The organism is Aequitasia blattaphilus, assembly GCF_024721305.1.
GTDB lineage: Bacteria > Bacillota > Clostridia > Lachnospirales > Lachnospiraceae > Aequitasia > Aequitasia blattaphila.
Window position 1 is genome coordinate 59,710 of sequence record NZ_JAMXOD010000015.1, and the last position, 24,680, is coordinate 84,389.

Below are 24,680 nucleotides of genomic sequence, written 5' to 3' on the forward strand. Positions count from 1 at the left end.
TGTTTTGAGAATTTAAGTTTAGGAGGAAAGGTAGTTATGTCACGTATAGGTAGACTGCCAGTTGCGATTCCAGCAGGAGTTACTGTGGAGATTGCAGACAATAATAAAGTGACCGTAAAAGGTCCAAAAGGAACTCTTGAAAAAGAACTTCCTGTAGAAATGAGTATTAAACAAGAAGGCGAAGCAATTATCGTTACAAGACCAAATGATTTGAAAAAAATGAAATCTTTACACGGTCTTACAAGAACATTAGTAAATAACATGGTTGTTGGTGTTACTGACGGCTATGAAAAAGTATTAGAAGTAAATGGTGTAGGTTACAGAGCTGCAAAAGCAGGAAAGAAACTTACATTAAGCCTTGGATATTCTCATCCAGTAGAGATGGAAGATCCAGAAGGTCTTGAAGCTGTTGTTGAAGGACAGAACAAGATCACTGTAAAAGGTATTGATAAAGAAAAAGTTGGCCAATACGCAGCTGAAATCAGAGACAAGAGAAGACCTGAACCTTATAAAGGAAAAGGAATTAAATATGCTGATGAAGTTATTAGACGTAAAGTTGGTAAGACTGGTAAAAAATAAGTAAGGAGAGTGTGAAAATGGTTAACAAGAAATCAAGAAGTAAAGTACGTGTGAAAAAACACCTTAAAATACGTAACCGTTTCAGTGGAACACCTGAATGCCCACGTTTAGCTGTGTTTAGAAGCAATAATCATATGTATGCTCAAATTATTGACGATACAGTTGGAAATACTTTAGTTTCTGCTTCCACTCTTCAAAAAGATGTGAAAGCAAACTTAGAAAAAACTAACAACGTTGATGCAGCAGCATATTTAGGAAAAGTAATTGGTGAAAAAGCAGTAGAAAAAGGTATTAAGGATGTAGTCTTTGATAGAGGCGGCTTTATATACCAGGGTAAAATTCAAGCATTAGCAGATGCAGCGCGTGAAGCTGGATTGAATTTCTAGAAGGAGGAGACACTAGTGAAACGAGAACGTATTGATGCTAGTCAAATGGAACTAGCAGAAAAAGTAGTATCTATCAAGCGTGTTACCAAGGTCGTAAAAGGTGGTCGTAACTTCAGATTCACAGCTTTAGTAGTTGTCGGTGATGGAAATGGTCACGTTGGTGCAGGCTTAGGAAAAGCAACAGAAATCCCTGAAGCTATTCGTAAAGGAAAAGAAGATGCTGCAAAGAATCTTATTTCTGTAGCTTTAGATGATAACGGAAGTATTGTACACGATTTTATCGGAAAATTTGGAGGAGCATCTGTATTGCTTAAGAAAGCTCCAGATGGTACAGGAGTTATTGCCGGTGGACCGGCGCGTGCTGTTATCGAGATGGCAGGAATTAAAAACATCCGTACAAAGTCACTTGGATCCAACAATAAGCAGAACGTAGTTCTTGCTACAATTGATGGATTGACACAAGTAAAGACTCCGGAGGAAGTTAGTATTCTTCGCGGTAAAACGATTGAAGAAATCTTAGGCTAAGGAGGCGATACGCGAGATGGCAAATTTAAAAATCACGTTAGTGAAATCTACAATTGGTGCTGTACCAAAGCATAAAAAGACTGTTCAAGCTATGGGACTTAGAAAGTTAAATAAGACAGTTGAGCTTCCAGATAACGCAGCAACAAGAGGAATGATTAATCAAGTTAGACACTTGGTAAAAGTAGAAGAAGCATAGGATATTGAATTATAGAATAAGGAGGTGTCACAATGGACTTATCAAGTTTAAGACCAGCGGACGGGGCAAAACAAAGTAATAACTTTAGAAGAGGCCGCGGACATGGTTCTGGTAATGGTAAGACAGCCGGTAAGGGACATAAAGGCCAAAGAGCGCGTTCCGGAGGTACAAGACCGGGATTCGAAGGTGGTCAGATGCCATTATATAGAAGAATACCAAAGAGAGGGTTTACCAACAGAAATTCAAAAGAGATTATTGGAATCAATTTAAGTGCTCTTGAGGTGTTTGAAAATGATGCTGTAGTATCAATTGAAACTCTGATGGAACAAGGAATTGTTAGAAACCCAAAAGATGGTGTTAAGATTCTTGGAAATGGAGAATTCACTAAGAAGCTTACAGTTCAGGCGAATGCATTTAGTGCATCAGCGGCTGAAAAGATTGAAGCCTTAGGCGGAAAAGCAGAGGTGATTTAATGTTAGATACATTCCGAAAAGCATTTGCAATCAAAGATATACGTAAAAAATTAATCTTTACATTTTTGATGTTAATTGTTATAAGGATTGGTTCTGAATTACCGACACCGGGTGTAAATCCGGATTATATAAAGAACTTTTTTGCTACGGCGACGGGTGAGAATTTCAACTTTTTCAATGCATTTACAGGTGGATCCTTTGAGCGAATGGCTATTTTCGCTTTGAGTATCACACCTTACATTACTTCTTCGATTATTATGCAGCTTTTAACAATTGCAATTCCAAAGTTAGAAGAGATGCAAAAAGAGGGAGAGGACGGAAGAAAGAAAATCCAGAAAATGACCAGATATTTAACGGCAATCCTTGCGCTGGTTGAGTCTTCAGCTATGGCAATTGGATTTGGCCGCAGTGGTCTCTTGGTGAACTATAATTTCGTTAATGCAGCAATAGTTGTACTTACATTAACAGCTGGTTCTACCTTCCTTATGTGGGTTGGAGAAAGAATTACTGAAAAAGGTGTTGGAAATGGAATATCGATTGTATTAGCAATTAATATTTTATCCAGAGTACCAAGTGATATAACGACACTGTTTGATCAGTTCGTAAAAGGCAAAAGTATTCCAAAAGCTGTTTTGGCAGCATTGATTATTATTGCAATTATTATTGTTTTGGTATTTTTGGTTGTATTACTTCAAGGCGGAGAACGCAAGATTGCAGTACAGTATTCACAGAAGGTTGTGGGTAGAAAAACTTATGGTGGACAATCCACAAATATACCTTTAAAAGTGAATACAGCGGGAGTCGTACCCATTATTTTTGCATCATCATTGATGCAGTTTCCGATTGTTATCGCTTCTCTTTTGGGCAAAGGGAATGGAAAAGGAATCGGAAGCGAAATTTTAAAAGGATTAAACCAAAGTAACTGGTGTAATCCTGAAAGAATTTATTACTCATGGGGGCTGATTGTATATATAGTTCTGACGATACTCTTTGCATATTTCTATACAACGATTACCTTTAATCCGTTAGAGATTGCCAACAATATGAAGAAGAGCGGTGGCTTTATCCCAGGAATAAGACCAGGGAAGCCAACGGTTGATTATCTGTCACACATATTGAATTATATAGTTTTTATCGGTGCATGTGGACTTGTAATTATTCAAGTTATTCCAATCTTCTTTAATGGGTGGTTGGGTGCCAGTGTCTCTTTTGCAGGAACATCACTGATTATTATTGTGAGTGTTATATTGGAGACGGTGAAACAAATTGAAGCACAGATGCTTGTTAGAAACTATAAAGGTTTTTTAAATAATTAATATTTTGACTCGCAGATTTCTATCTGCGGGTTAAAATGCTATAAGGAGATGTGGATAATGAGAATAATTATGTTAGGAGCTCCGGGTGCTGGAAAAGGAACCCAGGCGATAAAAATTTCGGAAAAGTATAAAATACCCCATATTTCAACTGGAGATATATTTAGAGCAAACATTAAAAATGGTACTCCTCTAGGAGAAAAAGCCAAAACATATATGGATCAGGGATTGTTGGTTCCAGATGAACTGGTCGTTGAGTTGGTAGTGGATAGAATTCAGAATGAAGATTGTGAAAAAGGTTATGTTTTAGACGGTTTTCCTCGTACAATTCCTCAAGCAGAGGCTTTGACAAAGGCACTAGAGGCTGTTGGCCAGAAAATTGATTTCGCAATTGATGTAGAAGTACCAGATGAGAATATTGTAAGAAGAATGTCTGGAAGAAGAGCTTGCGTGGATTGTGGTGCAACGTATCATTTAGTTTATGCTGCTCCAAAGAAGGAAGGAATCTGCGATCAATGCGAAGGAAGTCTTATCTTAAGAGAAGATGACAAACCGGAAACAGTATCAAAGAGACTTTCTGTTTATCACGAACAGACACAACCGTTAATTGATTACTATAGCAATGCAGGTGCATTAAAGAGTGTAGATGGTACCATCGATATTGAGGATGTATTTCAAGCAATTGTTGAGATTTTGGGAGCGTAGAGTATGGCAGTCACAATAAAATCACCGAGAGAAATTGAATTGATGCAACAAGCAGGTGTCATATTAGGTAGAGTGCATGATGAGCTCAAAGAGATTATCAGACCTGGAATCAGTACCCTGGATATAGATAAGAAGGGAGAAGAGCTGATACGAAGCTACGATTGTATTCCCTCTTTTCTGAACTATAATGGTTATCCTGCGTCAATCTGTGTTTCCGTGAATGAAGAGGTTGTACATGGTATCCCGAGTGCAAAACGCATTTTGCAGGAGGGAGATATTGTCAGTTTGGACGCAGGTGTGATTTACAAAGGGTATCATTCTGATGCTGCCAGAACTTATGGAGTGGGAGAAATCTCACAGGAAGCAGCGGATTTGATTCGTGTGACAGAAGAGTCTTTTTTTGAAGGAATCAAGTTTGCAAAAGAAGGAAACCACCTTTTTGATATATCGGCTGCAATCGGAAAATACGCAAATGACAGAGGTTATGGCGTGGTACGGGATTTGTGTGGTCACGGGATTGGAACGAATCTTCATGAAGCACCAGAAATACCCAACTATGAAGTGGAGCGAAAAGGTCTTAAGTTAAAAGCAGGAATGACTTTGGCTATTGAGCCTATGATTAATGCTGGCACATGGGAAGTAGAGTGGTTGGATGATGACTGGACAGTTGTTTCAAGAGATTCTTCCTTATCTTCTCATTATGAAAACACAGTTTTAATTACTACGGGAGAACCTGAGATTCTGTCGTTGCCAAAGAAGTAGGGTATGAACATGGATGTATTTAAAATAGGAATGTTGGTTTATTCCAAGGCCGGACACGATGCAGGAGAAGCATATCTGATATGTGAGATAGAAGATGAATATCTTTATCTGGTAGATGGTCAAAAGAAAACATTGGATAAACCGAAGAAGAAAAAGAAAAGACACGTACAAAGAACCAATTCAATTTATGACATTCAAACAAGTGATGATGTCGCAATAAAACGAGTGATAAAAGAAGCACTCTTAGGTGAAAATAAGGAGGACGCATATGTCTAAAGACGATGTAATTGAAATTGAGGGAGTAGTAGTAGAGAAGTTGCCAAATGCCATGTTCCAAGTTGAACTGGAAAATGGGCATCAAGTGTTGGCGCACATTAGTGGTAAGTTAAGAATGAATTTTATTAAAATATTGCCAGGAGATAAAGTTACATTAGAGCTTTCTCCATACGATTTGTCCAAAGGCAGAATAATTTGGAGAGACAAGTAGGATAGTTATTGACTTCTGTCTGCATTTATCATATAATGTATAAGCATGTTTCCGTCCACGAGAAGGGAAAATGTTGAAGTTTTAAGGTTTGCAGCGGATGAAAGGAGGATCACCATGAAGGTAAGATCATCAGTTAAACCAATTTGTGAAAAATGCAAAATCATTAGAAGAAAAGGAAGCATTCGAGTGATTTGCGAAAATCCAAAGCATAAACAAAGACAAGGCTAAAAGTAGTGGTTTATGCGACTAATTTAGGCGGCTGATAGCATTTATATGCTATTTAATATACAAGGGACACCATTAGCCGGTGAAAATCCTCGTATATTGCTTACATACCGGCGCGTCATTACTGTTTTCAGTAGCCGGAAAGGACGTGAATACCGACACGTCTGGGAAGTTTATTCCCCAATTTAAGACAATACTAATAAGAAAAGAAAGATGGAGGAGAATCACATGGCTCGTATAGCAGGTGTAGATTTACCAAGAGACAAGCGCGTAGAGATTGGACTGACATATATTTATGGAATTGGAAGACCAAGCGCAACACGTATTTTAGAAGAAGCAGGAGTTGATCCTGACATTCGTTGTAGAGATTTAACTACAGATGACGAAAAGAAAATCAGTAAAGTAATTGACGAGACACAACAGGTAGAAGGAGATTTACGTAGAGAAATCGCTTTAAACATTAAGAGACTCCAAGAAATTGGATGCTATAGAGGAATTCGTCACAGAAAAGGACTTCCAGTTCGTGGTCAGAAGACTAAGACAAATGCAAGAACAAGAAAAGGTCCTAAGAGAACAGTAGCAAATAAGAAGAAATAATTAAATAAAAAGAGAAAGTAGGTTAGTTTACATGGCAGCAAAAAAAGTTACAAAAAAAGTGACAAAAAAACGTGTCAAGAAAAACGTTGAACGCGGACAAGCGCACATCCAGTCATCTTTTAACAACACAATCGTTACATTAACAGATGCACAAGGAAATGCTTTATCATGGGCAAGTGCTGGCGGTCTGGGCTTTAGAGGTTCAAAGAAATCTACTCCTTATGCAGCGCAAATGGCAGCTGAAACAGCAGCAAAAGCAGCATTAGTACATGGTTTAAAATCAGTAGACGTTATGGTTAAGGGACCAGGTTCAGGGAGAGAAGCAGCAATCCGTGCACTTCAAGCAGTAGGAATTGATGTAACAAGCATCAAGGACGTTACACCTGTACCACATAATGGTTGCAGACCACCAAAACGTAGAAGAGTTTAGTAGGAGGAATACAAGAACATGGCAGTGAACAGAGTTCCGGTTTTAAAAAGATGTAGATCTCTCGGGATGGATCCTATCTATCTTGGAATAGATAAAAAATCCAACAGACAGTTAAAAAGAGCAAATAGAAAAATGAGTGAGTATGGTCTTCAGTTACGTGAGAAGCAAAAAGCGAAGTTTATCTATGGTGTATTAGAAAAACCTTTTAGAAATTACTATAGCAAGGCTAAGAAAATGAGCGGTATGACCGGTGAAAATCTTATGATTATTCTTGAGACTAGACTGGATAACGTAATTTTCCGTATGGGACTTGCAAGAACAAGAAGAGAAGCAAGACAAATTGTTGACCATAAGCACGTTACAGTAAATGGTAAAGTGGTAAACATTCCATCTTATTTAATTAAGGCTGGAGATGTGGTTGAAATCAACGAAAAGCATAAAGGATCAACACGTTACAAGCTGATTTTGGAAGCAACAGGCGGACGCATGGTTCCAGAATGGTTAGACGTAGATCAAGAAGCATTGAAAGGAACAATTAAAGAGCTTCCAGCTCGTGATGTAATAGATGTTCCGGTTGATGAAATGTTGATCGTCGAATTATACTCTAAATAATCTTTAATTCCCACAGGAGGTGGACGAGTGTTTGATTTTAACAAACCCAATATTGAAATATGTGAGATTTCAGAAGATAAGAAATATGGAAGGTTTGTTGTAGAGCCTTTGGAAAGAGGATATGGAACAACCTTAGGAAACTCTCTTAGAAGAATTATGCTATCTTCCTTACCGGGGGCTGCAATCAGCCAGGTTAAGATTGACGGAGTTTTACATGAGTTTAGTTCTATTCCGGGAGTAAAAGAAGATGTTACAGAAATCATTATGAATTTGAAATCATTGGCAATTCGTAATACTTCAGAGTCAGATGAGCCTAAAATTGCATACATCGAGTTTGAAGGTGAAGGAGTTGTTACTGCCGCTGATATTCAGGTGGATCAAGATATCGAAATCATGAATCCTGATGCTGTTATTGCAACCTTGAGCGGTGGAGCTGATAGTAAGCTTTATATTGAGATTACAATCACAAAAGGCAGAGGATACGTAAGTGCAGATAAGAATAAAAATGAGGATCTTCCAATTGCGGTAATCCCTATTGATTCTATTTATACACCTGTAGAGCGTGTAAATATCGCGGTTGAAAATACTCGTGTTGGACAAATTACAGACTATGATAAATTAACATTAGATGTTTTTACCAACGGTACACTACAACCAGATGAAGCTGTAAGTTTAGCAGCGAAAGTATTAAGTGAACATTTGAAATTGTTCGTAAATCTTTCAGAAGTTGCTCAGTCTGCAGAAGTAATGATTGAAAAAGAAGATGATGAAAAAGAAAAAGTGCTTGAAATGAGCATTGATGAACTGGAGTTGTCCGTACGTTCTTACAACTGTTTAAAGAGAGCGGGAATTAATACCGTTGAAGAGTTGACAAATAGAACATCGGAAGATATGATGAAAGTTCGTAATCTGGGACGTAAGTCTCTGGAAGAAGTACTTGCAAAACTAGATGAACTTGGTCTTAACCTTAGAAAAGGTGACGAATAAGACACAGGTGACATTTGGCTAGTAAGCCCGAAGAAGCATAACCAAGTGTAAAAGGAGAACAAAAATGGCAAAATATAGAAAACTCGGCAGAACATCAAGCCAGAGAAAAGCATTGTTAAGAAACCAGGTAACTGCACTTCTTAGCAATGGAAAAATTAAAACAACTGATGCAAAAGCAAAAGAAATCAGAAAAATCGCTGAAAAATTAATTGCAATGGCTGTTAGAGAAAAAGATAACTTTGAAGAGGTTACTGTTAAGGCTAAAGTAGCTCGGAAAGACAAAGATGGGAAAAGAGAAAAAGAAGTTGTAGATGGTAAGAAAGTTACAATTTATGACGAAGTTGATAAAACCATCAAAAAAGATAAGCCAAGCAAATTGCATGCAAGACGTGAAATGTTGAAGGTGCTTTATCCTGTAAAGGAAGTTCCAGAAGCACAGGCTGGAAAAAAGAAAAACACAAAAGAAGTAGATTTAGTTGCAAAATTGTTTGATGAGATTGCGCCAAAGTATGAAGGCCGTCAAGGTGGATATACTAGAATCGTTAAGATCGGACAACGTAAAGGTGATGCAGCTATGGAAGTACTTATCGAATTAGTATAATGAATTCAAAAGGGTTCTGTCATGTACCGTATTGGTATCTGACAGAACCTTTTTTGTATGAGCACAGCTCTAAGGTTTGTTTAAATAGATCCGCTGTCTTGATTCGGGAATTCCCAGTTGTTTCCGATACTTCGTCACAGTTCTGCGTGAAATATCGATTTGTCTCTCTTGCATAAGAGCGGCGATTTTTAAATCACTAAGGGGTTTTTGTTTATCCTCTTCAGCAATAATTTCTTGCATGTGCTGCTTGATATTACCAATCGAAACATCTTCTTGTGAGGAAAAAGCCGTTGTTGTAAAGAGGTCTTTGATAAAAATAGTATGTCGATACTGAAGATACTTGTCTTTAATGGCTCTGCTGACGGTTGACACATGCAAATTGGTTCGTTTTGCCACGTCCTCCATGCACATGGGCTTTAAAGGGGTGCCTTTCAGGAAAAAATCCTCTTGTAACTCCAAAATAGCATAGATAATTTTGATAATTGTGCTACGCCGTTGTTCTACACAATTGAGGATAAAGCGGGCTCTTTCCAGCTTTTCTTTGAAATATTGAGTGAGCTCCTCGTCTTTAGATTCTTCCATCATTCGGAGATAGTAATCGTTATACTTATATTCTCCCATCCAATTATCATTTATTATTACATCCCAGGTATTTTTTTCAAAAGTAATAAGAATATCAGGAATAATATATTGGGTATTGTCTTTTCCAAGGCTCATAATAGGTCTGGGGTTTAATGTGCCAATATAATGAATATACTCTCGTACTCTTGCAGTGGATAAGCCAAGAGTTCTTGAAACTGTTCCGATACGTCCTTGTAAGATATCTCCCATATGATGAGCAACAATGGAGTGAAGCTTCTCATCAGTTACTTGTGATGCATTCATTTGTTTTTGAAGGCATTCAGAAATGTCGGCGGAAAAAATGCCGATTGGCTCTAGATTCTTCAATACATTTAAGGCATCAGAAATACATTGCTCAGAGGCTCCAGAGACCTTGGAAATCTCTGAAACTTCATAGGTGAAAAACCCTTCTTCGTCCAAACAATAGGTGAGGTACTTCATTAATTTCCACTGTTCAGATGAATATTCCGTTTTATGAAGCTGCCCCATTAAGAAGTCGGTGATTTCGTTTTCGGTTAGGGCTTGAATATCATTTCGATACTTGCAGTCATCATCGGCCCACTTAATATAATGATCTTTATAGGAAGTATTTTTTTCGTATAAAGTTTCAAGATTTTTAATCATATCATTTTGCTTATCATGGCTGTTTTCTAAAATTGGATTCTCCAGATACTCGTTGAGCAGGATATTTTCCAGTTCTTGATTTGTACAGGCTAATATTTCCAGAGATTGAATCTGCTTTGAAGACAATATTTGGCGCTGTTCCAAACTTAATGTATTACTAAACACAGGTCTCTTACCTTTCTTTGAATTTATGGCTATTATAACTAAAATAATCTCTTCTTTCAGTAAAAATTATAACATTTTTACAAGAGAAAGACAATGTTTAATTGGCATGTTTTTTGCGTTATAATAGAGTAAATACTATGTTAAGAGAGGAAGATAAATATGATTTTTATTGAGAGTACATCAACAAACCCAGCATTTAATTTAGCGTTAGAAGAGTATGTATTTGATTATATGCCAAAAGATCAGGAATACTTTATGCTTTGGCAGAATGAAAATACAATTGTGGTGGGGAAGCATCAAAATACAGTAGAAGAGATTAATGCTGCCTACGTGAAGGAAAGGGGAATTCAAGTAGTCAGACGTCTTTCGGGAGGTGGAGCAGTTTATCATGATTTGGGGAACATCAATTTTACTTTCGTAGTAGATGCAGACAACATTGAACAGCTTAATTTGCAGGCTTTTTGTCAACCTGTAGTGAAAACTTTAGAACGGCTGGGTGTAGAAGCTGAACAAAGCGGACGCAATGACATTACAATTGATGGGAAGAAATTTTCGGGAAATTCTCAGTATATAAAGGGGAAGAGAATCATGCATCATGGGACATTAATGTTTGATTCAGACTTATCCGTTGTAGCAGGTGCATTAAAGGTGACTGGGGATAAAATCCAATCTAAGGGCTTTAAATCCATCAGGAGCAGAGTTACTAATATCAGGCCACATATACCTGCCGATGTAGATTTGGAACGCTTTAAGCAAGTTCTGCGGGAATACATGGTACAGGGAGAGATGACACAGTATACGTTGACCAAAGAAGATATTGAAGAGGTGAAAAAAATTCAAAGGGAACGTTACGATACATGGGAATGGAATTATGGCGCGTCACCGGAATTTCAAATTCAAAAAAGCAGAAGAATAGAAGGCTGTGGTAAAATTGATATTTCTATGAATGTGGAGAATGGAGTAATTACGGATTATGATAGCCGCGGTGATTATTTTGGAGAGGGGGCAACTCCAGAGTTAAAAGAAAAACTGATTGGCTGCCGTTTAGAAGAAGGTGCTTTACAGGAGGCATTGAAGGGATTTGGGCTGGGAGCTTGCTACAGCAATTTGAGCTTAGATGATTATATTGAAGTTTTGTGCATGTAAGTGTATCAAAAGAGAGATAGAGGAATGGTTTTGAAACCTTCCTCTATCTCTGTGATATAGAAAATATAAAATTCGTGTCTATTCCTCGTCTTCGTCATTTAACTTCCCTTTTCCCCATATGAGAGCAAAAAGAGAATAAATAATTCCAACAACAATAACACCTGTCATCCATCCAAGTTCTCCTGAACCATAAATTAAATCCATAAGTTACCTCCTTCTATTCTTCGTCATCATCAGTATCCTTCAGAAAAATTTTTCCGATTAACTGAAATACGACAACGATACCTATGATCATAGCAACGGCTTGTACAAAAAATTGCATAAATAAGTTCATGTGGTTACCTCCTTACGCTTTTACAGCAACTGTGCTTTTCTTTGTTTTAAAATATCCTGTGCTTCCGCCTGGTATAACGAGATTTAATATAATACCGCCAACCAAAGATACCGCTAAGGTTACATAAGGAAGCGGAACGCCGGTTAATCCAAGCATGGCCGGAACTGGCGTGTAAGTCCAAAGCAGGACACAGACCCAAGCAATACCGAATGTAGCACCAGCAGCTTTTCTGTTACGCTTCCAGAACATTCCGTAAATAACGTTAAAGAAGAGTGGAATCAACCATGCAAAGGCCCAGTTTGCGCCATTTACAATTTCTGGTAAGAAAGATGATACTCCCATTGCCACGATACCTGAAATAACAATAAAGATTCGGGTTATTTTTGTTTTTTGAGCACCAGATACATTTGGATCTTTTAATGTATAGATGTTATTTGCAAACAATGTTCCCATGCTCATGGTTGTAATTGCAAAGGTAGAGAGCACGGCACCTAAGAAGGATGCCAAGAGCCAGGCTACCAACCAGCCAGGAAGATACTGGAGCAACATTGTGGCACCTGCTGTTTTTGCGGCTAGTGATTCGTTTGCAATCTCAAGAGATCCGGTGTTGTAGAGTGCTTTTGCAGCGACTCCCATTGCCATGGTAAAGATACCAAATATACCATTTACAGGTGCAGCAATCCAAAGGGCTTTCCGTATTGTTTTTGAGTTCTTTGCCGCGGTTGTTGACTGAAGTCCCATTTGACTAATGCCTTGTGCAAAGGTTACGGCAATAATATTACTAATACCAAAAGTGACAAATATGCCAGGACCACCCATGATATTAATCATGTGCTCCATATTATTGGTAGTGTAGTAGGTTTCAACGAAATCCCAACCACCAGGAATAGCACTGCTTAAGAAAATGATACCAAGAGCTAATCCGATATACATAACAACAGTATTGATCATATTCACATAGCCGACTTCTTTCATTCCAGCTACGATAACATAAAAAATACCAATCAGACCACCGATAACGGTACCTGTTTGAATGCTAACGCTATTAAAGGTTAAGGTGTTGAAGATAATACCTAATGCCTGTACTTCCATTGTCAAAATTGCAAAAGTCTGACCGGCAACAATACAAGTAACGATAATGGCTATTCTTTTACCAAATAATTTTTGAATTAGTTCAGGAACTGTGTTTACTTTCATGCGGCGAAGCCAACGTCCAGTAAACAAGCAGATTACGGCAATTGTTGTTACGTGGGCAATAGAGAACCAGATGCTGGCTGCACCGATATTCCATGCCATTTCCATAATACCAAAAACGTGTACTGCACCTAAAATAGCAAGTGCTAAAGACACACCAACCATAACAGATGACATACTGCGGCCAGATGTCATAAAGTCATCATCTTGACCAGCGGACGAAGTTTTTTCTTTTGCTTTTTCTTTTTTTTCTTTATTAAGAATATAGAGGCTAACGCCACCGATGGATATTACTTCATACAATAATACTGCAATTAAAATCCACATACTTTAAATCCTCCTCATAATTGAGACTCTCTCTGTATAATATTTGTTGCTTTTAGGGGTAAAAAAGGTTAAAAAAACGACGCATAAAGATTTTATGTGTAAATACTAAAAAGATTATGCGCCGTAAAGGTTTTTTATATGTACTTAAAAATCAATGATCGAATTAACGACAAGGACTTAATGATAAAGCAAACCGTACACACTGTTTACTTACATTTTCGATTTCCCATTTTGCTCCCATAGGTACAACAAGAGCATCCTCTTGTCGATTCATCTCTAATTTCTCACCATCAACAGTAGCAACACATTTACCATTGTACATGTAAGCGATAACGTCAGACTTAGGAGTATCCAGTGTAAGCTTTGCTCCTGGGTATACGTCAACAATATGGAATTCCTGAGTAGCAGAGCCTGTTAATTCCTCATCTGCTAATGTGAAGAGTGTCACTCCATCCATTTCTGTAACTTTTGCATCATTTAAGTTCTTGATATATGCTTCTGTCTGTTTGAATCCACGTGGACATAAGGTTACTAAGAATTTCAGGTTTGCAGTTCCGTCTGGATACATTTCATGATCTCTGTTACCAGGTGTCCACATGATATCACCAGCTTTGTAAACATATCTTTTTCCCTGAATAATTGAATAGCCTTCTCCTTCAAGAATATAGAATACGTGATCTGCAGGTCCATGGTTCGCTACTAAAGCAGCTCCACCATATGTGATTTCACAAATTGAAAAATATTGGTAAGTCCAGTCAGGACCTGCTGGATCATATCCCATTTTCATAGCATTTGCAAATGGTGCAGAGTGTGCATTTACGTGCTGAGCCGGAGCCATAGATCTCATATCATAATAATTTTGTACATAAGCTTTAAACATTATATATACCTCCAAGATTGTTTTTTTGATTTTTATAAGTAAATTGATTGTTTCTAATTATCTAGTAATACCGCAGCTTTCTTCTAACACTTTTGTTAAAACTGCGAAATCAAGATCGCCTTTATCAGTAGCAACAGCAGCTTGTAAGCTTTGTCTTGTTAATGCAACAGTAGGCATTGCAGCGTTGTATTGCTTTGCAGCATCAAAAGCAAGATCCAAATCTTTGATCATCATATTTGCGCTAAATGCTGGAGCATATTGGCCTTCTGCAACCATTTTGTGCTTGTATCCATAAAGTGGAGAACCTACTGCGCTTCCTGCAATTGCTTCGCCAGCTTCTGCAACATCAAGACCAGCCTTTTCGCAAAGAACGATTCCTTCTGCAAATAACTGCATTTGAGCAGCTAAGATAGAGTTGATTGCCAGCTTCAATACACGAGCTTCTTCGCCAGCGCCAAAGTAAGTTTGTTTTGCGCTCATGCAAGCGAGAAGTGGAGTTACTTCATCAAAAGAAGCTTTGTCTCCAGAACCGAGAACACCTAAAGTAGCATTTTGTGCAAGTGCAGTACTTCCTGTTACTGGACATTTTAGGAATTTGCATCCCTTTGCTTCGATTGCATCATTAACAGCTGCTGATTCAGATGGAGCAACTGTACTCATATCAATTACGATTTTTCCTGATGCAAGACCTGCTACGACACCTTCATCTCCGAAGTTAACTGCATGTAAAGTAGGACCATTTGAAACCATTGTGAAAATGACATCACTTGCCTCTGTTACAGCTTTTGGAGAGTCTGCCCATTTTGCACCAGCAGCTAATACCTCATCAGCCTTTGATTTTGTACGATTCCATACAGTTACTTCATGACCTGCTTTTAACAGGTTTTGGCTCATTGGATTTCCCATATTTCCTAATCCAATCCATCCTATTTTTGCCATTTTAATACCTCCTCATTTCACTTTTTAATAATATTAAATGAAACAAACAAAATAAATTTATTCCTATTCATTTTATTTTGTTTTGTTTCAAATAGTTAAATTATAGTTGCTGTTTATGGAAACATTGTTCCAGGGAATCCACAAGAAACGATTTCGTCTGAAGGGAACTTAGTGATTACTTCATGACCTGTTTCAGTGACTACGATTTCTTCTTCTATACGAGCACTTCCAGTACCATCTGCTGATGGACACCAAGTTTCGATTGCAAAAGTCATACCTGGTTTGAACTCAAATGGATTATCCAATGAGAATAAACGAGAGATAGCAGGTTTTTCCCATAATCCTAAGCCAATACCATGAGCAAATTGAAGTAAGAAAGCTTCCTTTTCATTATTAAATCCTAATTCCTCTGCTGAAGGCCATACACGAGCTACGTCAGCAGTAGTGTTGCCTGGTTTGATTTGTGCAATACCATCACGAATCCATTTCAGTGCTTTAGCGTAAGCTTCGTTTTGTTCTTTTGTTGGTTTACCACAAGAGAATGTACGATAGTAGCAAGTATGATATCCGTTGTATACATTTCCGATATCAAAGTAAACTAATTCGCCAGGACGAATCATACGGTTTGATGTGGTATGGCTATGTGGATTTCCGCGTTTTCCGGAAATACAGTTTACAAACTCAACAGATTCAGATCCCCATGCAAACAATTTTTGTTGAATCAATGCTGCCATTTCGTTTTCGGTTGCACCAGGACGAAGATTCTTAGCAACATCCCAATAAACAGCGTCTACCATTGCAGCAGAGCATTTTAGAAGCTCGATTTCATCAACAGTTTTGATGACACGTACATCTTGCATTAACCCTTGAGCATCTCCGATTTCAATACCGAATTTTTCTAAGGCTTGCATCAATGGAATATCAACAATGTCAATTCCAAGAGGTTTGTCGATTACACCGTACTCTTTTAAGAAACCGGTAATCTCAGTTACTTCCTGATCCACCATTCCGACTTCTTCCGGAATTGATCCTCTCATCGAACCAACTGCAGGTAAAATATTTTCTGGACGAATCCAAGAAACTCTTTGACGCTTTGAAGGGCAAGCGGGATCAAAAAGTATTGGTTGATCCACCCCGTCGATTAATAAGCAGTGACGATTCATTTTATTTCGATTCCACTCACCAATGTGAGTTCCGGTTATATAACGAATATTATCGAAATCATAACATAGTAAAGCTCCGAATTTTGAGTCAGCCAGGAATTGTTTTGCACGAGCTAAACGCTCACGGCGCAACCTGTCATAATTTATATTATCCTCAAAATCAACACCATTAAAACCTGATTGCATAGTATTTGTTCCTCCTTTTTTTGAAATTATTAATAGTTTATTTGATACAAATGTATAAAGCAAATGCCGTGCCAAACAAAGAATAATTAATAAAAAAAACATATATTTGTGCATTCTTTAACAAATGCGCTGTGTGTATCGATGTGACAAGCTTTGGGATACAATGTGACAAAATGTTTCTATGTGACAGAAATGGCACATAGCGAGTCAAAATGGCGCACTGTTTATTGGCGAAAAAATAGCTCCATGCAAAATGGAGCTATTAGACATTAAGAACGTCCGGAAAATCTCAGTTTATCCAAATCAATTTGATATTTTTCCAGCTTCCGATACAGTGTACGGCGGCTGATTTCAAGGCTTTCAGCAGCTTTTTTTATATTCCCGGAAGAGCAAGTCAGGTGTTCTAATATTAATTGCTTCTCAGCTGTCATAACACTTGGTGCAGCAGCAGATTGATCGGAAACAACCTCTAAAGAAGGGGGATTCTCTTCAGGTGACTGTGCTATAGCATTCGAATTATGATATTGAATCATGTTCATAGGCAATGTATTTAGAGAGAGACGGCCATTTGTGGCTAAGATGCAAACCCGCTCAATGACATTTTCTAACTCACGAATATTTCCGGGCCAAGGATAATGAAGGAACAAGTCCTTAACATCCTCATCGATATGAACAATTGGGTCGTAGTCAGGATTCTGATATTTTTCCAGAAAATAGTCAACTAAATCAAAGACGTCAGATCCTCTTTTTGACAACGGCGGAATATGAAGGCTAAACACATTTAAACGATAATATAAATCGCTTCTAAAAGTATGGTTTTGAATTGCTGCCTCCAAATCAACGTTGGTTGCGGTGATAATACGTACATTTAAAGGAAGCGTTTTTTTACCGCCAATACGTGTCACGGTTTTCTCTTGTAATACCCTTAAGAGTTTTACTTGTACCTCATAAGGCATGTCCCCGATTTCATCTAAAAAGATGGTACCATTGTTGGCCAGCTCAAATTTTCCTGCACGACCATCCTTCTTTGCGCCGGTAAAAGAACCTGGATCATATCCAAATAGTTCACTTTCGATTAGCTCTTTTGGAAGAGCACCACAGTTTAGTGCAATAAAAGGACCCTTTGAAAAAGGACTGTGATTGTGGATGGATTGCGCAAAAAGTTCCTTTCCAGTTCCGCTTTCGCCGGTGATTAAAACATTGGTGCTGCTTTTAGCCACAAGCTTGGCCAGCTTTTTTGCCTGCTGGATTTGTGGGCTTGAGCCAATGATATTATCAAATACGTAACGAGCATCGGAACCGATTACTTTGTTAACCAATTGCTGGATGTATTCGGCACGGCGAAAAGATATCAAAACCGTTTCTTTGCTGTGGTTATAACGAGAGTGAGAAATAAATTTAATGCTGACATAGCATTTGATGTTCTCGTGTTTACTTTGAAGAGTCGTTTCGATGTCATAGGTACTTTTTTCGAAGGTGCTTAAATCCAGGTAAGGGAAAAAACGTGTATAGTGCTGTCCCACTAATTCCTCAGTAGAAAAGTGCAGTGTATTTACGGTGGTGTTGTTGACAAAAGTGATTCTGTCTAACTCGTCTAAAAGGAATGTTCCAGTGTGCAGGGAGTCCAGGGAGGTTTGTAAGTGGTCCCGCATCGTAGTTAAACTATCATTAGCCAGAGCTAATGAATATTGCCGAGAAATTGCTTCACTTGCAGCGGTAGCCATACCAAGAGTGTGGGCGTGGACTTTATTCCAGGCGCCACTGATACAGATTACTCCGAGAACATCGCCATTGCTGCCAAGAATCGGTGCTCCGGAGCAAGTCCAATTAGAACTCAATTCAATAAAATGTTCGTGAGCAAAAAGCTGAATAGGTTCCTTGGTGTACAAAGGAGTGCCAATGGAGTTTGTACCAATGATGGATTCGGAACGGGAGGTTCCTTCTATTAAAGGTATGTCCTTGGTTGTGGCTATTTCAATGACGTCTTCATCGCCAATCATTTTGAGAATGTACCCGTCTTTATCAGCAAAAATGATGGCAAATCCAGAACCTGCTACAGATTGATATAGGTATTCCATGAAGGAGGTTGCAATATCGTAAAGTGTTTGGTTGTTTTGGATGCGCCCTTGCAATTGTTCGGCTGATAAGACCTCGGGCTGTACATAATCAGGAATTAAGTGAAAGCTGCGAGAGCGAACCCAAGAATCTAAAATGGGCTTCTCGACTAATTCCGTTGGCAGTTCGTTCTTTTCGAAAAAAATTTCTCGGGCTTGTTTTAAATGTGTGAGATATTCTTCAGAAATCATAATCAAGCTCCTTCTTATTGGGATTTAGTCAAAATGACTAAAGTTTGGCTTAATATTTGCTATATACTATCCAATGTATCAAGTTTATCATAGACGACTGGCAGATTCAAGTGAGGAATCGGGAAAGGTAATGAAAATGAAAAAAGGTATGAATGTAGTGTGTTTGGGCGATAGTATTACCGCAGGAGTACAAATAAATAGTAGTGACAAGTGGATTACAATTTTAAATCGAGAATCTAAATTTACCTATTTAAATAAGGGGATTCCGGGAGATACAACGGGAGGCATGCTGGCGCGGATGCAGCGGGATGTGATTGAGTCTGATGCAAGCAATGTATTGGTGATGGGAGGATGGAATGATTTGATTGCAGGGGTATCTCCTGGAGTGATACAGAGCAATATAATGGCCTTGGTTCACCAGGCATGGTTTCATAAAATTGTGCCAATAGTGGGAATTCCCATGTTTTTTGAACCCTCTATGATTTCAAAGGAGTGGAGGGAGTTTATCAATTTTCAAGAGCTGGAAAAGCATGTCCGTCAATATCAAAAATGGCTGCATCAGTTTTCGAAAATATTTCATACAGAAGTAGTTGATTTTGAAGAGGGCTTACAGGTTCTTGGAACAAAATCCAGAGAAGATTACCTTCTGGATGGATTACATCCGAATGAGGCAGGAAATTTGCTAATGGCAAAATGGATATTGAGACATGAATAGAAGGATGTGTATCAAAAATGACAGATAGTGTGTCAAAAAGACACAATATACGTGTGATATCTTTGGGATTTGTCAAAAAAATGACGAATTTATCTTTGGCATGATATTTGCTTATTATTATATATAAAATCTAAAATAAGCTTTCATTCAAGAATAGGAGGAAATATTGTGACGAAGCAAGAAAAAAAACAAAAGGCAAAAGAGTTTTATACAATAATGTATCGAACCAGAAGGTTTGAGGAAGAAGTATTTGAATTTTATAAGCGTGGTTTAATGCCAGGACTAGCTCATCTGTATTTAGGAGAAGAAGCAGTAGCGGCAGGTGTCTGTGGAGCATTAGAAGAAAAAGACTATATTGGTAGTACCCACCGTGGCCATGGCCATTTGGTATCAAGAGGTGCAGACTTAAATAAGATGATGGCTGAAATTCTTGGTAAAGGAACGGGATATTCAAAAGGTAAAGGTGGATCCATGCATATTATGGCAATGGATAAAGGAATCCTTGGAGCCAATGGTATTGTGGGTGGTGAAATTCCAATTGCAGTTGGTTCTGCATATGCCTCTTTATATAAAGGAACTGATGAAGTTACAGTATGTTTCTTTGGAGACTCAGCATCCAATGAGGGAACATTTCATGAAAGTATAAATATGGCGGCAGCATGGGATTTGCCTATCGTATTTGTTGTTGAAAACAATCTGTACGGAATTTCTGTTGACATTCGTCGTGTAACAAAAGAACATCACATTGCAAAAAGAGCAGCAGGGTATGGCATAGATGGGTTTACAATCGATGGAAACGATGTGTTTAAAGTATATGAAACAACACAAAAGGCAGTCGACAAAGCCAGAAAAGGTGGAGGACCAACAATTATTGAGTGTATGACCTATCGCTGGCAAGGACATCACGTTGGAGATCCAGGGGTTTATCGTCCGGAAGAAGAGGTTGCAGAGTGGAGAGCGAGAGATCCAATTACAAATCTGGAAGGGTTGTCGCTGTTAACAGAAGCTGAGATTAAAGAAATTAAAGAACTCGTTGATAAGGAAATGGAAGAAGCGTGTAAATTTGCAGAGGAAAGCCCATATGCAGACGTATCAGAAGCTTACACAGACGTATTCGTAGATTAGGGAGGGAGAAAAATCATGAAAAATATAATGTATAGAGATGCCATTTTAGAAGCCTTAGATGAGGAAATGGCACGGGACGATTCTGTTTTTAATATGGGAGAAGATGTAGGATTCTTAGGTGGAAACTTTAAAACTACGGTAGGTCTCATGGAGAAATATGGGGATTTAAGATGTAAGGATACCCCGATTTCAGAAGCAGGGTTTGTCGGGCTTGGCGTAGGAGCTGCGCTTCGAGGATTAAGACCAGTTGTAGAGTTGATGTTTGGAGACTTTCTTATGGTAGCCATGGATCAAATTTGTAATCAAATGGCAAAAATCACCTATATGTCAGGAGGACAGGCAAATGTACCAATGGTTATCCGGTTGCCAATGGGTGGAGGACGTTCTTCGGCGGCTCAACACTCCCAGTCTTTTCATGCATGGATGGCTCACTGTCCTGGAATGAAGGTGGCAGTACCCTCTACAGCAGCAGAAGCAAAGGGACTACTTAAAACTGCAATCAGAGATAATAATCCAGTGGTTTTCTTTGAACATAAAATGCTGTATACAGTAAAGTTTGATGTGCCAGAGGATGAAGATTATACAATCCCATTTGGACAGGCAAGAATGGTATCGGAAGGAAAGGATATTACAGTAGTAACCAATTCCCTTATGACGATTAAGGCTGAAAAGGCAATTAAGAAGCTGGAAAAAGAAGGATACACAGTTGATCATATTGATTTAAGAACGATTGTACCATTAGATACAGATACGATTATCAAATCAGTAAAGAAAACCGGAAAACTCATTATTATTGATGAAGGTCATGAATCCTTTGGCATCAGTGGTGAAATTGCAACACGTATTATGCCAGATGTTTTTTACGATTTGGAGGCACCAGTTAAGAGACTTGGAACAGCAGATGTACCATTGCCATTTAGCCCGGCTTTGGAATTTCCGTTAATACCAGATGAAAAGAGAATATATGCAGCAATTAAAGAATTACTGTAGTTGAGAAAGGGAGGTTGTAAAAATGGCAGAAGTAATTTGTATGCCTAAGCTGGGTTTCAATATGGATGAAGGTCAGCTGGTACGTTGGTGCAAGTCAGTTGGCGAAGAGGTTAAAAAGGGAGACGTTTTATTTGAAATTAATACAGATAAAACAACTATGCCAGTGGAATCAACGGATGAAGGCTTTTTATTAAAAACGATGTTAGAAGAAAATGAATATGCAGAAGTATTTACACCAATTGCAGTAGTTGGTGGAAAAGATGAAAACCCAGAAGCAGTATTACAAGCTTATGGCGGTGGCGAAAGCACCTCAGCAGAAGAAACACCGGTGGTAGAAGCAGCACCAGCTGAAGAGAAAGCAGCACCACAGACAGAAGTGGCAGTAGGTGATTTGAAACTGACACCAAAAGCAAAACGCATGATTCAGGAAGAAGGTATTGATCCACAAAGTCTAAGTTCAATCGAAGGAACAGGATATGAAGGCGGTATTACTGCAAAAGATATTAAAGCTTCACCTCTTGCCCGAAAACTAGCAGACAAAACAGGAGTGGATTTATCAACTGTGACTGGAACTGGTGTAGGCGGAAAAGTGATGAAAGCAGATGTGCTTGAGGCTAAAAAAACAGCAGAAGAACCAAAGGCAGAACCAGTATCAAGCTGCTGCAGTAAAAAAGTGGCATCCACAGTGCCTTACAAGGGAATTCGTAAAATAATCGGTGAGAAATTAGCAGAAAGCAAGTTCACAGCGCCACATCTCTATTTTACAGATGCGATTGATACAACGAATATGACAGCGTTCCGCAAGGAGATGAATGAAGTTTCTGAACGGAAAATCACTGTATCTGACATCCTGGTTTATGCAGCAAGCAAAGCGTTGACGAAGTACCCAGGAATCAATACCTCCTTAGTGGATGGGAATATTATCACCTATGAAAGCACCAATGTTGGAGTTGCAGTGGCAGGAGATAATGGATTGATTGTTCCAGTTATTAAAAATGTTCAAGAAAAAACTTTGACGAAGGTTTCAGAAGAAAATCGTGATTTGGTAGACCGGGCAAAAGAAGGTAAATTATCGCCGGAAGAATATTCAGGTGGCACGTTCTCCATTTCAAACCTTGGTATGTTTGGAATTGGAAACTTTACGGCAATCATCAACCCGCCGGAATCAGCAATCCTCTCCGTTAGTTCTGTTCGTAAAACACCAATCGTTGTAGAAGAAGATGGGGAAGATAAGGTGGTTATCAGGCCAATGATGAATATCCAGCTTACTGTGGATCATCGTGTCATTGATGGATTATTGGCGGCACAGTTTGTTGCATATTTAAAAGAATTATTGGAGAATCCGTTAAAAATCTTAATGTAAGAGAGGGGTAAAAAGATGGCTGAAGTAATTATTATGCCAAAGCTTGGCTTTAATATGGATGAAGGTGAGCTGGTAAAATGGCATAAACAAGTGGGAGATCAGGTGGCAAAAGGCGAAGTGCTGTTTGAAATCAATACAGATAAAACGACGATGCCGGTAGAAGCAACTTGTGCAGGTACGGTTTTGAAAATTATGTTATCCGAAGGCGAAGCAGCAGAAGTGTTTACACCGATTGCTGTAGTAGGAGAAGCTGGTGAAAATCCGGAAAACGTTTTGGGGACGGAAGTAAAGGCAGAAGAAGAGGCAGAGCCGGCAAAAGAGATAATAGAAGAAAAATCAGGTTATGACTACGATGTTATCGTGATTGGAGCAGGACCGGGAGGATATGAAACGGCAATCAAAGCGGCACAGCTTGGAAAGAAAACAGCAATTGTTGAGGCAAAACATTTTGGAGGAGTTTGCTTAAATGAAGGCTGCATTCCAACTAAAACCTTGATTCGAACAGCGAATTTATATAGTGAAGTAAAAGAAGCAGAACAATTTGGGGTTATGGGAATTGATGTATCAAAAGTAAAAGTTGATATGGAAAAACTACAACAACGTAAGCAGTCCGTTGTACACACTTTAGTAAGTGGTGTTGAAGGTTTATTAAGAAGGAATAAAGTAACCATCTTAAATGGTATAGGAGCCTTTAAAGATGAACATACTGTTTGTGTAGAGGAAAAGGAATACACATCAGAGAACTTCATCATAGCCACAGGGTCAAATGTGTTTATGCCACCCTTCATTCCATTAGAAGGTGACACAAATGTAATCACCAGTAAAGAAGCGTTAGATATGAAGGAGCTTCCAAAAACAATTGCAATTATTGGTGGAGGTGTAATTGGAATTGAGTTTGCTCATGTGTTTTCCCATTTAGGTGTAAAGGTAACTGTCCTTGAATTAATGGAGAATATTTTGCCAATGGTGGATGAAGAAGTATCCGGCATGGTAAAAACACGAATGGAGAAAAACGGAGTCGTTTTCTACAACAGTGCGAAGGTTCAAAAAGTAAAAGATAAGTCTGTTATGTATGAGCTGGATGGAAAAGAATTATCCGTTGAAGCAGACGTTGTATTGATGGCAGTAGGTCGTGTTGCAAATACAGAAGGACTAAATGCAGAGGGAATAGGCATCGAATTTGATCGTAAAGCAATTGCAGTCAATGACTATATGCAGACGAATATTCCTCATATTTATGCAATTGGTGATGTGAATGGAAAAGTAATGTTAGCCCACACAGCATCTCATGAAGGCTTTGTTGCGGTGGAACATATCTGTGGCGGACATCATCAGATGAGCTATGAACGAATTCCATCCTGTATCTATTTGGATCCAGAAGTTGCAAGCATTGGTCTTACGGAAAAGCAGGCAAAAGAAAAGGGATATGACATAAATATTGGAAGATTCCCGATGATGGCCAATGGAAAATCCCTTGTTGAAGGTGATAGTGATGGACTCGTTAAAATAATAATTGAAAAAGAGCTGGGAGAAATATTAGGCGTTCATTTATATGGAAAGCATGTAACAGATATGATTGGCGAAATTGCCGTAGCGATGGAGCTAGAGGCCACAGCAGAAGAGGTATTGCAGGCAATCCATCCCCATCCAACAGTTTCAGAGGCAATCGGGGAAGGATTTATGTCAGCATTTTATGGAAAAGCAATTAATTGCTAGGGGGAAAG

General features: G+C 38.6%; 29 protein-coding genes. 22 read left to right on the forward strand and 7 right to left on the reverse strand.

Translation table 11 applies throughout. The annotated features are described in order from the left end of the window. Window positions 1-36: 36 nt before the first annotated feature. From rplF to NHH15_RS10985, 16 genes are all read left to right on the forward strand, one after another. Window positions 37-579, forward strand: coding sequence for a 50S ribosomal protein L6 (gene rplF, locus NHH15_RS10910; protein ID WP_262066706.1), 543 nt, complete (start codon window positions 37-39; stop codon window positions 577-579). Between the two features lie 17 nt (window positions 580-596). Then, window positions 597-965, forward strand: a complete 369-nt coding sequence (gene rplR, locus NHH15_RS10915; protein ID WP_262066707.1) for a 50S ribosomal protein L18 — start codon at window positions 597-599, stop codon at window positions 963-965. Window positions 966-980: 15 nt separating this feature from the next. Next, window positions 981-1,490, forward strand: a complete 510-nt coding sequence (rpsE, locus tag NHH15_RS10920; protein ID WP_262066708.1) for a 30S ribosomal protein S5 — start codon at window positions 981-983, stop codon at window positions 1,488-1,490. A 16-nt stretch (window positions 1,491-1,506) separates the two neighbouring features. Further along, a complete protein-coding gene (gene rpmD, locus NHH15_RS10925; protein WP_262066709.1) occupies window positions 1,507-1,686 on the forward strand; it encodes a 50S ribosomal protein L30 in 180 nt (59 codons plus the stop codon). A 32-nt stretch (window positions 1,687-1,718) separates the two neighbouring features. Next, a complete protein-coding gene (gene rplO / locus NHH15_RS10930; RefSeq protein WP_262066710.1) occupies window positions 1,719-2,159 on the forward strand; it encodes a 50S ribosomal protein L15 in 441 nt (146 codons plus the stop codon). Next, window positions 2,159-3,475, forward strand: a complete 1,317-nt coding sequence (gene secY / locus NHH15_RS10935) for a preprotein translocase subunit SecY (RefSeq protein ID WP_262066711.1) — start codon at window positions 2,159-2,161, stop codon at window positions 3,473-3,475. Before rplO ends, secY begins: the two co-directional genes overlap by 1 nt. A gap of 57 nt (window positions 3,476-3,532) precedes the next feature. Next, the gene (locus NHH15_RS10940; protein WP_262066712.1) at window positions 3,533-4,177 is read left to right on the forward strand and encodes an adenylate kinase; all 645 of its coding nucleotides are present in this window, start codon (window positions 3,533-3,535) and stop codon (window positions 4,175-4,177) included. Between the two features lie 3 nt (window positions 4,178-4,180). Then, window positions 4,181-4,939 (forward strand): type I methionyl aminopeptidase, encoded by a 759-nt coding sequence (gene map, locus NHH15_RS10945; protein WP_262066713.1) that lies wholly within the window; start codon window positions 4,181-4,183, stop codon window positions 4,937-4,939. Between the two features lie 9 nt (window positions 4,940-4,948). Further along, on the forward strand, window positions 4,949-5,215 hold the full coding sequence (locus NHH15_RS10950) for a KOW domain-containing RNA-binding protein (RefSeq protein WP_262066714.1): 267 nt from the start codon (window positions 4,949-4,951) through the stop codon (window positions 5,213-5,215). After that, window positions 5,208-5,426, forward strand: coding sequence for a translation initiation factor IF-1 (infA, locus tag NHH15_RS10955; protein ID WP_262066715.1), 219 nt, complete (start codon window positions 5,208-5,210; stop codon window positions 5,424-5,426). The genes NHH15_RS10950 and infA overlap by 8 nt, the downstream gene beginning before the upstream one ends. 114 nt (window positions 5,427-5,540) lie before the next feature. Further along, window positions 5,541-5,654, forward strand: coding sequence for a 50S ribosomal protein L36 (rpmJ, locus tag NHH15_RS10960; RefSeq protein ID WP_020436478.1), 114 nt, complete (start codon window positions 5,541-5,543; stop codon window positions 5,652-5,654). A gap of 225 nt (window positions 5,655-5,879) precedes the next feature. Further along, the gene (gene rpsM / locus NHH15_RS10965; protein WP_262066716.1) at window positions 5,880-6,248 is read left to right on the forward strand and encodes a 30S ribosomal protein S13; all 369 of its coding nucleotides are present in this window, start codon (window positions 5,880-5,882) and stop codon (window positions 6,246-6,248) included. Between the two features lie 31 nt (window positions 6,249-6,279). Continuing rightward, complete coding sequence (gene rpsK / locus NHH15_RS10970; RefSeq protein ID WP_262066717.1) at window positions 6,280-6,678, forward strand: 30S ribosomal protein S11; 399 nt, start codon at window positions 6,280-6,282, stop codon at window positions 6,676-6,678. Window positions 6,679-6,696: 18 nt separating this feature from the next. Beyond that, on the forward strand, window positions 6,697-7,290 hold the full coding sequence (rpsD, locus tag NHH15_RS10975; protein WP_262066718.1) for a 30S ribosomal protein S4: 594 nt from the start codon (window positions 6,697-6,699) through the stop codon (window positions 7,288-7,290). A 27-nt stretch (window positions 7,291-7,317) separates the two neighbouring features. After that, on the forward strand, window positions 7,318-8,277 hold the full coding sequence (locus tag NHH15_RS10980) for a DNA-directed RNA polymerase subunit alpha (RefSeq protein WP_262066719.1): 960 nt from the start codon (window positions 7,318-7,320) through the stop codon (window positions 8,275-8,277). Between the two features lie 64 nt (window positions 8,278-8,341). Further along, window positions 8,342-8,878 (forward strand): bL17 family ribosomal protein, encoded by a 537-nt coding sequence (locus tag NHH15_RS10985; RefSeq protein WP_262066720.1) that lies wholly within the window; start codon window positions 8,342-8,344, stop codon window positions 8,876-8,878. Between the two features lie 69 nt (window positions 8,879-8,947). On the opposite strand, the gene rpoN is transcribed toward NHH15_RS10985, so the two are convergent. Next, window positions 8,948-10,288, reverse strand: a complete 1,341-nt coding sequence (gene rpoN / locus NHH15_RS10990; RefSeq protein ID WP_262066721.1) for an RNA polymerase factor sigma-54 — start codon at window positions 10,286-10,288, stop codon at window positions 8,948-8,950. 159 nt (window positions 10,289-10,447) lie between these two features. On the opposite strand from rpoN, the gene NHH15_RS10995 reads away from it, so the two are divergent. Continuing rightward, window positions 10,448-11,434, forward strand: a complete 987-nt coding sequence (locus tag NHH15_RS10995; RefSeq protein WP_262066722.1) for a lipoate--protein ligase — start codon at window positions 10,448-10,450, stop codon at window positions 11,432-11,434. A gap of 78 nt (window positions 11,435-11,512) precedes the next feature. Here the strand turns inward: NHH15_RS10995 and NHH15_RS11000 are convergent, their stop codons facing one another. From NHH15_RS11000 to NHH15_RS11025, 6 genes are all read right to left on the reverse strand, one after another. After that, window positions 11,513-11,638 (reverse strand): hypothetical protein, encoded by a 126-nt coding sequence (locus NHH15_RS11000; RefSeq protein WP_262066723.1) that lies wholly within the window; start codon window positions 11,636-11,638, stop codon window positions 11,513-11,515. A gap of 142 nt (window positions 11,639-11,780) precedes the next feature. Continuing rightward, on the reverse strand, window positions 11,781-13,289 hold the full coding sequence (locus NHH15_RS11005; RefSeq protein ID WP_262066724.1) for a sodium:solute symporter family protein: 1,509 nt from the start codon (window positions 13,287-13,289) through the stop codon (window positions 11,781-11,783). Window positions 13,290-13,452: 163 nt separating this feature from the next. After that, the gene (locus tag NHH15_RS11010; protein WP_262066725.1) at window positions 13,453-14,169 is read right to left on the reverse strand and encodes a cupin domain-containing protein; all 717 of its coding nucleotides are present in this window, start codon (window positions 14,167-14,169) and stop codon (window positions 13,453-13,455) included. 57 nt (window positions 14,170-14,226) lie between these two features. Next, on the reverse strand, window positions 14,227-15,108 hold the full coding sequence (locus tag NHH15_RS11015; RefSeq protein ID WP_262066726.1) for an NAD(P)-dependent oxidoreductase: 882 nt from the start codon (window positions 15,106-15,108) through the stop codon (window positions 14,227-14,229). Window positions 15,109-15,221: 113 nt separating this feature from the next. Further along, window positions 15,222-16,559, reverse strand: coding sequence for a M24 family metallopeptidase (locus NHH15_RS11020; protein WP_262066727.1), 1,338 nt, complete (start codon window positions 16,557-16,559; stop codon window positions 15,222-15,224). Between the two features lie 167 nt (window positions 16,560-16,726). Then, window positions 16,727-18,763, reverse strand: a complete 2,037-nt coding sequence (locus NHH15_RS11025; protein ID WP_262066728.1) for a sigma-54-dependent Fis family transcriptional regulator — start codon at window positions 18,761-18,763, stop codon at window positions 16,727-16,729. A 130-nt stretch (window positions 18,764-18,893) separates the two neighbouring features. On the opposite strand from NHH15_RS11025, the gene NHH15_RS11030 reads away from it, so the two are divergent. The 5 genes from NHH15_RS11030 (at window position 18,894) to lpdA (ending at window position 24,672) form a co-directional block, all read left to right on the forward strand. Beyond that, entirely contained in the window at window positions 18,894-19,478 is a 585-nt protein-coding gene (locus NHH15_RS11030) for a GDSL-type esterase/lipase family protein (protein WP_262066729.1), read from the forward strand. Window positions 19,479-19,646: 168 nt separating this feature from the next. Further along, window positions 19,647-20,603, forward strand: a complete 957-nt coding sequence (locus NHH15_RS11035) for a thiamine pyrophosphate-dependent dehydrogenase E1 component subunit alpha (RefSeq protein WP_262066730.1) — start codon at window positions 19,647-19,649, stop codon at window positions 20,601-20,603. Window positions 20,604-20,618: 15 nt separating this feature from the next. Beyond that, window positions 20,619-21,593, forward strand: a complete 975-nt coding sequence (locus tag NHH15_RS11040) for an alpha-ketoacid dehydrogenase subunit beta (RefSeq protein ID WP_262066731.1) — start codon at window positions 20,619-20,621, stop codon at window positions 21,591-21,593. 22 nt (window positions 21,594-21,615) lie between these two features. After that, window positions 21,616-22,956 carry a dihydrolipoamide acetyltransferase family protein gene (locus NHH15_RS11045; protein ID WP_262066732.1) on the forward strand — a complete coding sequence of 447 codons (1,341 nt, stop codon included), beginning with the start codon at window positions 21,616-21,618 and terminating at the stop codon, window positions 22,954-22,956. A 15-nt stretch (window positions 22,957-22,971) separates the two neighbouring features. Further along, entirely contained in the window at window positions 22,972-24,672 is a 1,701-nt protein-coding gene (lpdA, locus tag NHH15_RS11050; protein ID WP_262066733.1) for a dihydrolipoyl dehydrogenase, read from the forward strand. The last annotated feature ends 8 nt before the right edge of the window (window positions 24,673-24,680 follow it).

Coding starts and splice junctions, on each gene's coding strand:
- rpsM (WP_262066716.1), top strand. CDS start 5,880: ATGGCTCGTATAGCAGGTGTAGATTTACCAAGAGACAAGCGCGTAGAG.
- NHH15_RS11015 (WP_262066726.1), bottom strand. CDS start 15,108: ATGGCAAAAATAGGATGGATTGGATTAGGAAATATGGGAAATCCAATG.
- NHH15_RS11000 (WP_262066723.1), bottom strand. CDS start 11,638: ATGGATTTAATTTATGGTTCAGGAGAACTTGGATGGATGACAGGTGTT.
- rpsK (WP_262066717.1), top strand. CDS start 6,280: ATGGCAGCAAAAAAAGTTACAAAAAAAGTGACAAAAAAACGTGTCAAG.
- NHH15_RS10995 (WP_262066722.1), top strand. CDS start 10,448: ATGATTTTTATTGAGAGTACATCAACAAACCCAGCATTTAATTTAGCG.
- map (WP_262066713.1), top strand. CDS start 4,181: ATGGCAGTCACAATAAAATCACCGAGAGAAATTGAATTGATGCAACAA.
- NHH15_RS11040 (WP_262066731.1), top strand. CDS start 20,619: ATGAAAAATATAATGTATAGAGATGCCATTTTAGAAGCCTTAGATGAG.
- secY (WP_262066711.1), top strand. CDS start 2,159: ATGTTAGATACATTCCGAAAAGCATTTGCAATCAAAGATATACGTAAA.
- rplF (WP_262066706.1), top strand. CDS start 37: ATGTCACGTATAGGTAGACTGCCAGTTGCGATTCCAGCAGGAGTTACT.
- NHH15_RS11005 (WP_262066724.1), bottom strand. CDS start 13,289: ATGTGGATTTTAATTGCAGTATTATTGTATGAAGTAATATCCATCGGT.
- NHH15_RS10985 (WP_262066720.1), top strand. CDS start 8,342: ATGGCAAAATATAGAAAACTCGGCAGAACATCAAGCCAGAGAAAAGCA.
- infA (WP_262066715.1), top strand. CDS start 5,208: ATGTCTAAAGACGATGTAATTGAAATTGAGGGAGTAGTAGTAGAGAAG.
- rplO (WP_262066710.1), top strand. CDS start 1,719: ATGGACTTATCAAGTTTAAGACCAGCGGACGGGGCAAAACAAAGTAAT.
- NHH15_RS10950 (WP_262066714.1), top strand. CDS start 4,949: ATGGATGTATTTAAAATAGGAATGTTGGTTTATTCCAAGGCCGGACAC.
- rplR (WP_262066707.1), top strand. CDS start 597: ATGGTTAACAAGAAATCAAGAAGTAAAGTACGTGTGAAAAAACACCTT.
- NHH15_RS11045 (WP_262066732.1), top strand. CDS start 21,616: ATGGCAGAAGTAATTTGTATGCCTAAGCTGGGTTTCAATATGGATGAA.
- rpmJ (WP_020436478.1), top strand. CDS start 5,541: ATGAAGGTAAGATCATCAGTTAAACCAATTTGTGAAAAATGCAAAATC.
- NHH15_RS11020 (WP_262066727.1), bottom strand. CDS start 16,559: ATGTTTTTTTTATTAATTATTCTTTGTTTGGCACGGCATTTGCTTTAT.
- NHH15_RS10940 (WP_262066712.1), top strand. CDS start 3,533: ATGAGAATAATTATGTTAGGAGCTCCGGGTGCTGGAAAAGGAACCCAG.
- NHH15_RS11030 (WP_262066729.1), top strand. CDS start 18,894: ATGAAAATGAAAAAAGGTATGAATGTAGTGTGTTTGGGCGATAGTATT.
- NHH15_RS11010 (WP_262066725.1), bottom strand. CDS start 14,169: ATGTTTAAAGCTTATGTACAAAATTATTATGATATGAGATCTATGGCT.
- rpmD (WP_262066709.1), top strand. CDS start 1,507: ATGGCAAATTTAAAAATCACGTTAGTGAAATCTACAATTGGTGCTGTA.
- rpsD (WP_262066718.1), top strand. CDS start 6,697: ATGGCAGTGAACAGAGTTCCGGTTTTAAAAAGATGTAGATCTCTCGGG.
- NHH15_RS11025 (WP_262066728.1), bottom strand. CDS start 18,763: ATGATTTCTGAAGAATATCTCACACATTTAAAACAAGCCCGAGAAATT.
- lpdA (WP_262066733.1), top strand. CDS start 22,972: ATGGCTGAAGTAATTATTATGCCAAAGCTTGGCTTTAATATGGATGAA.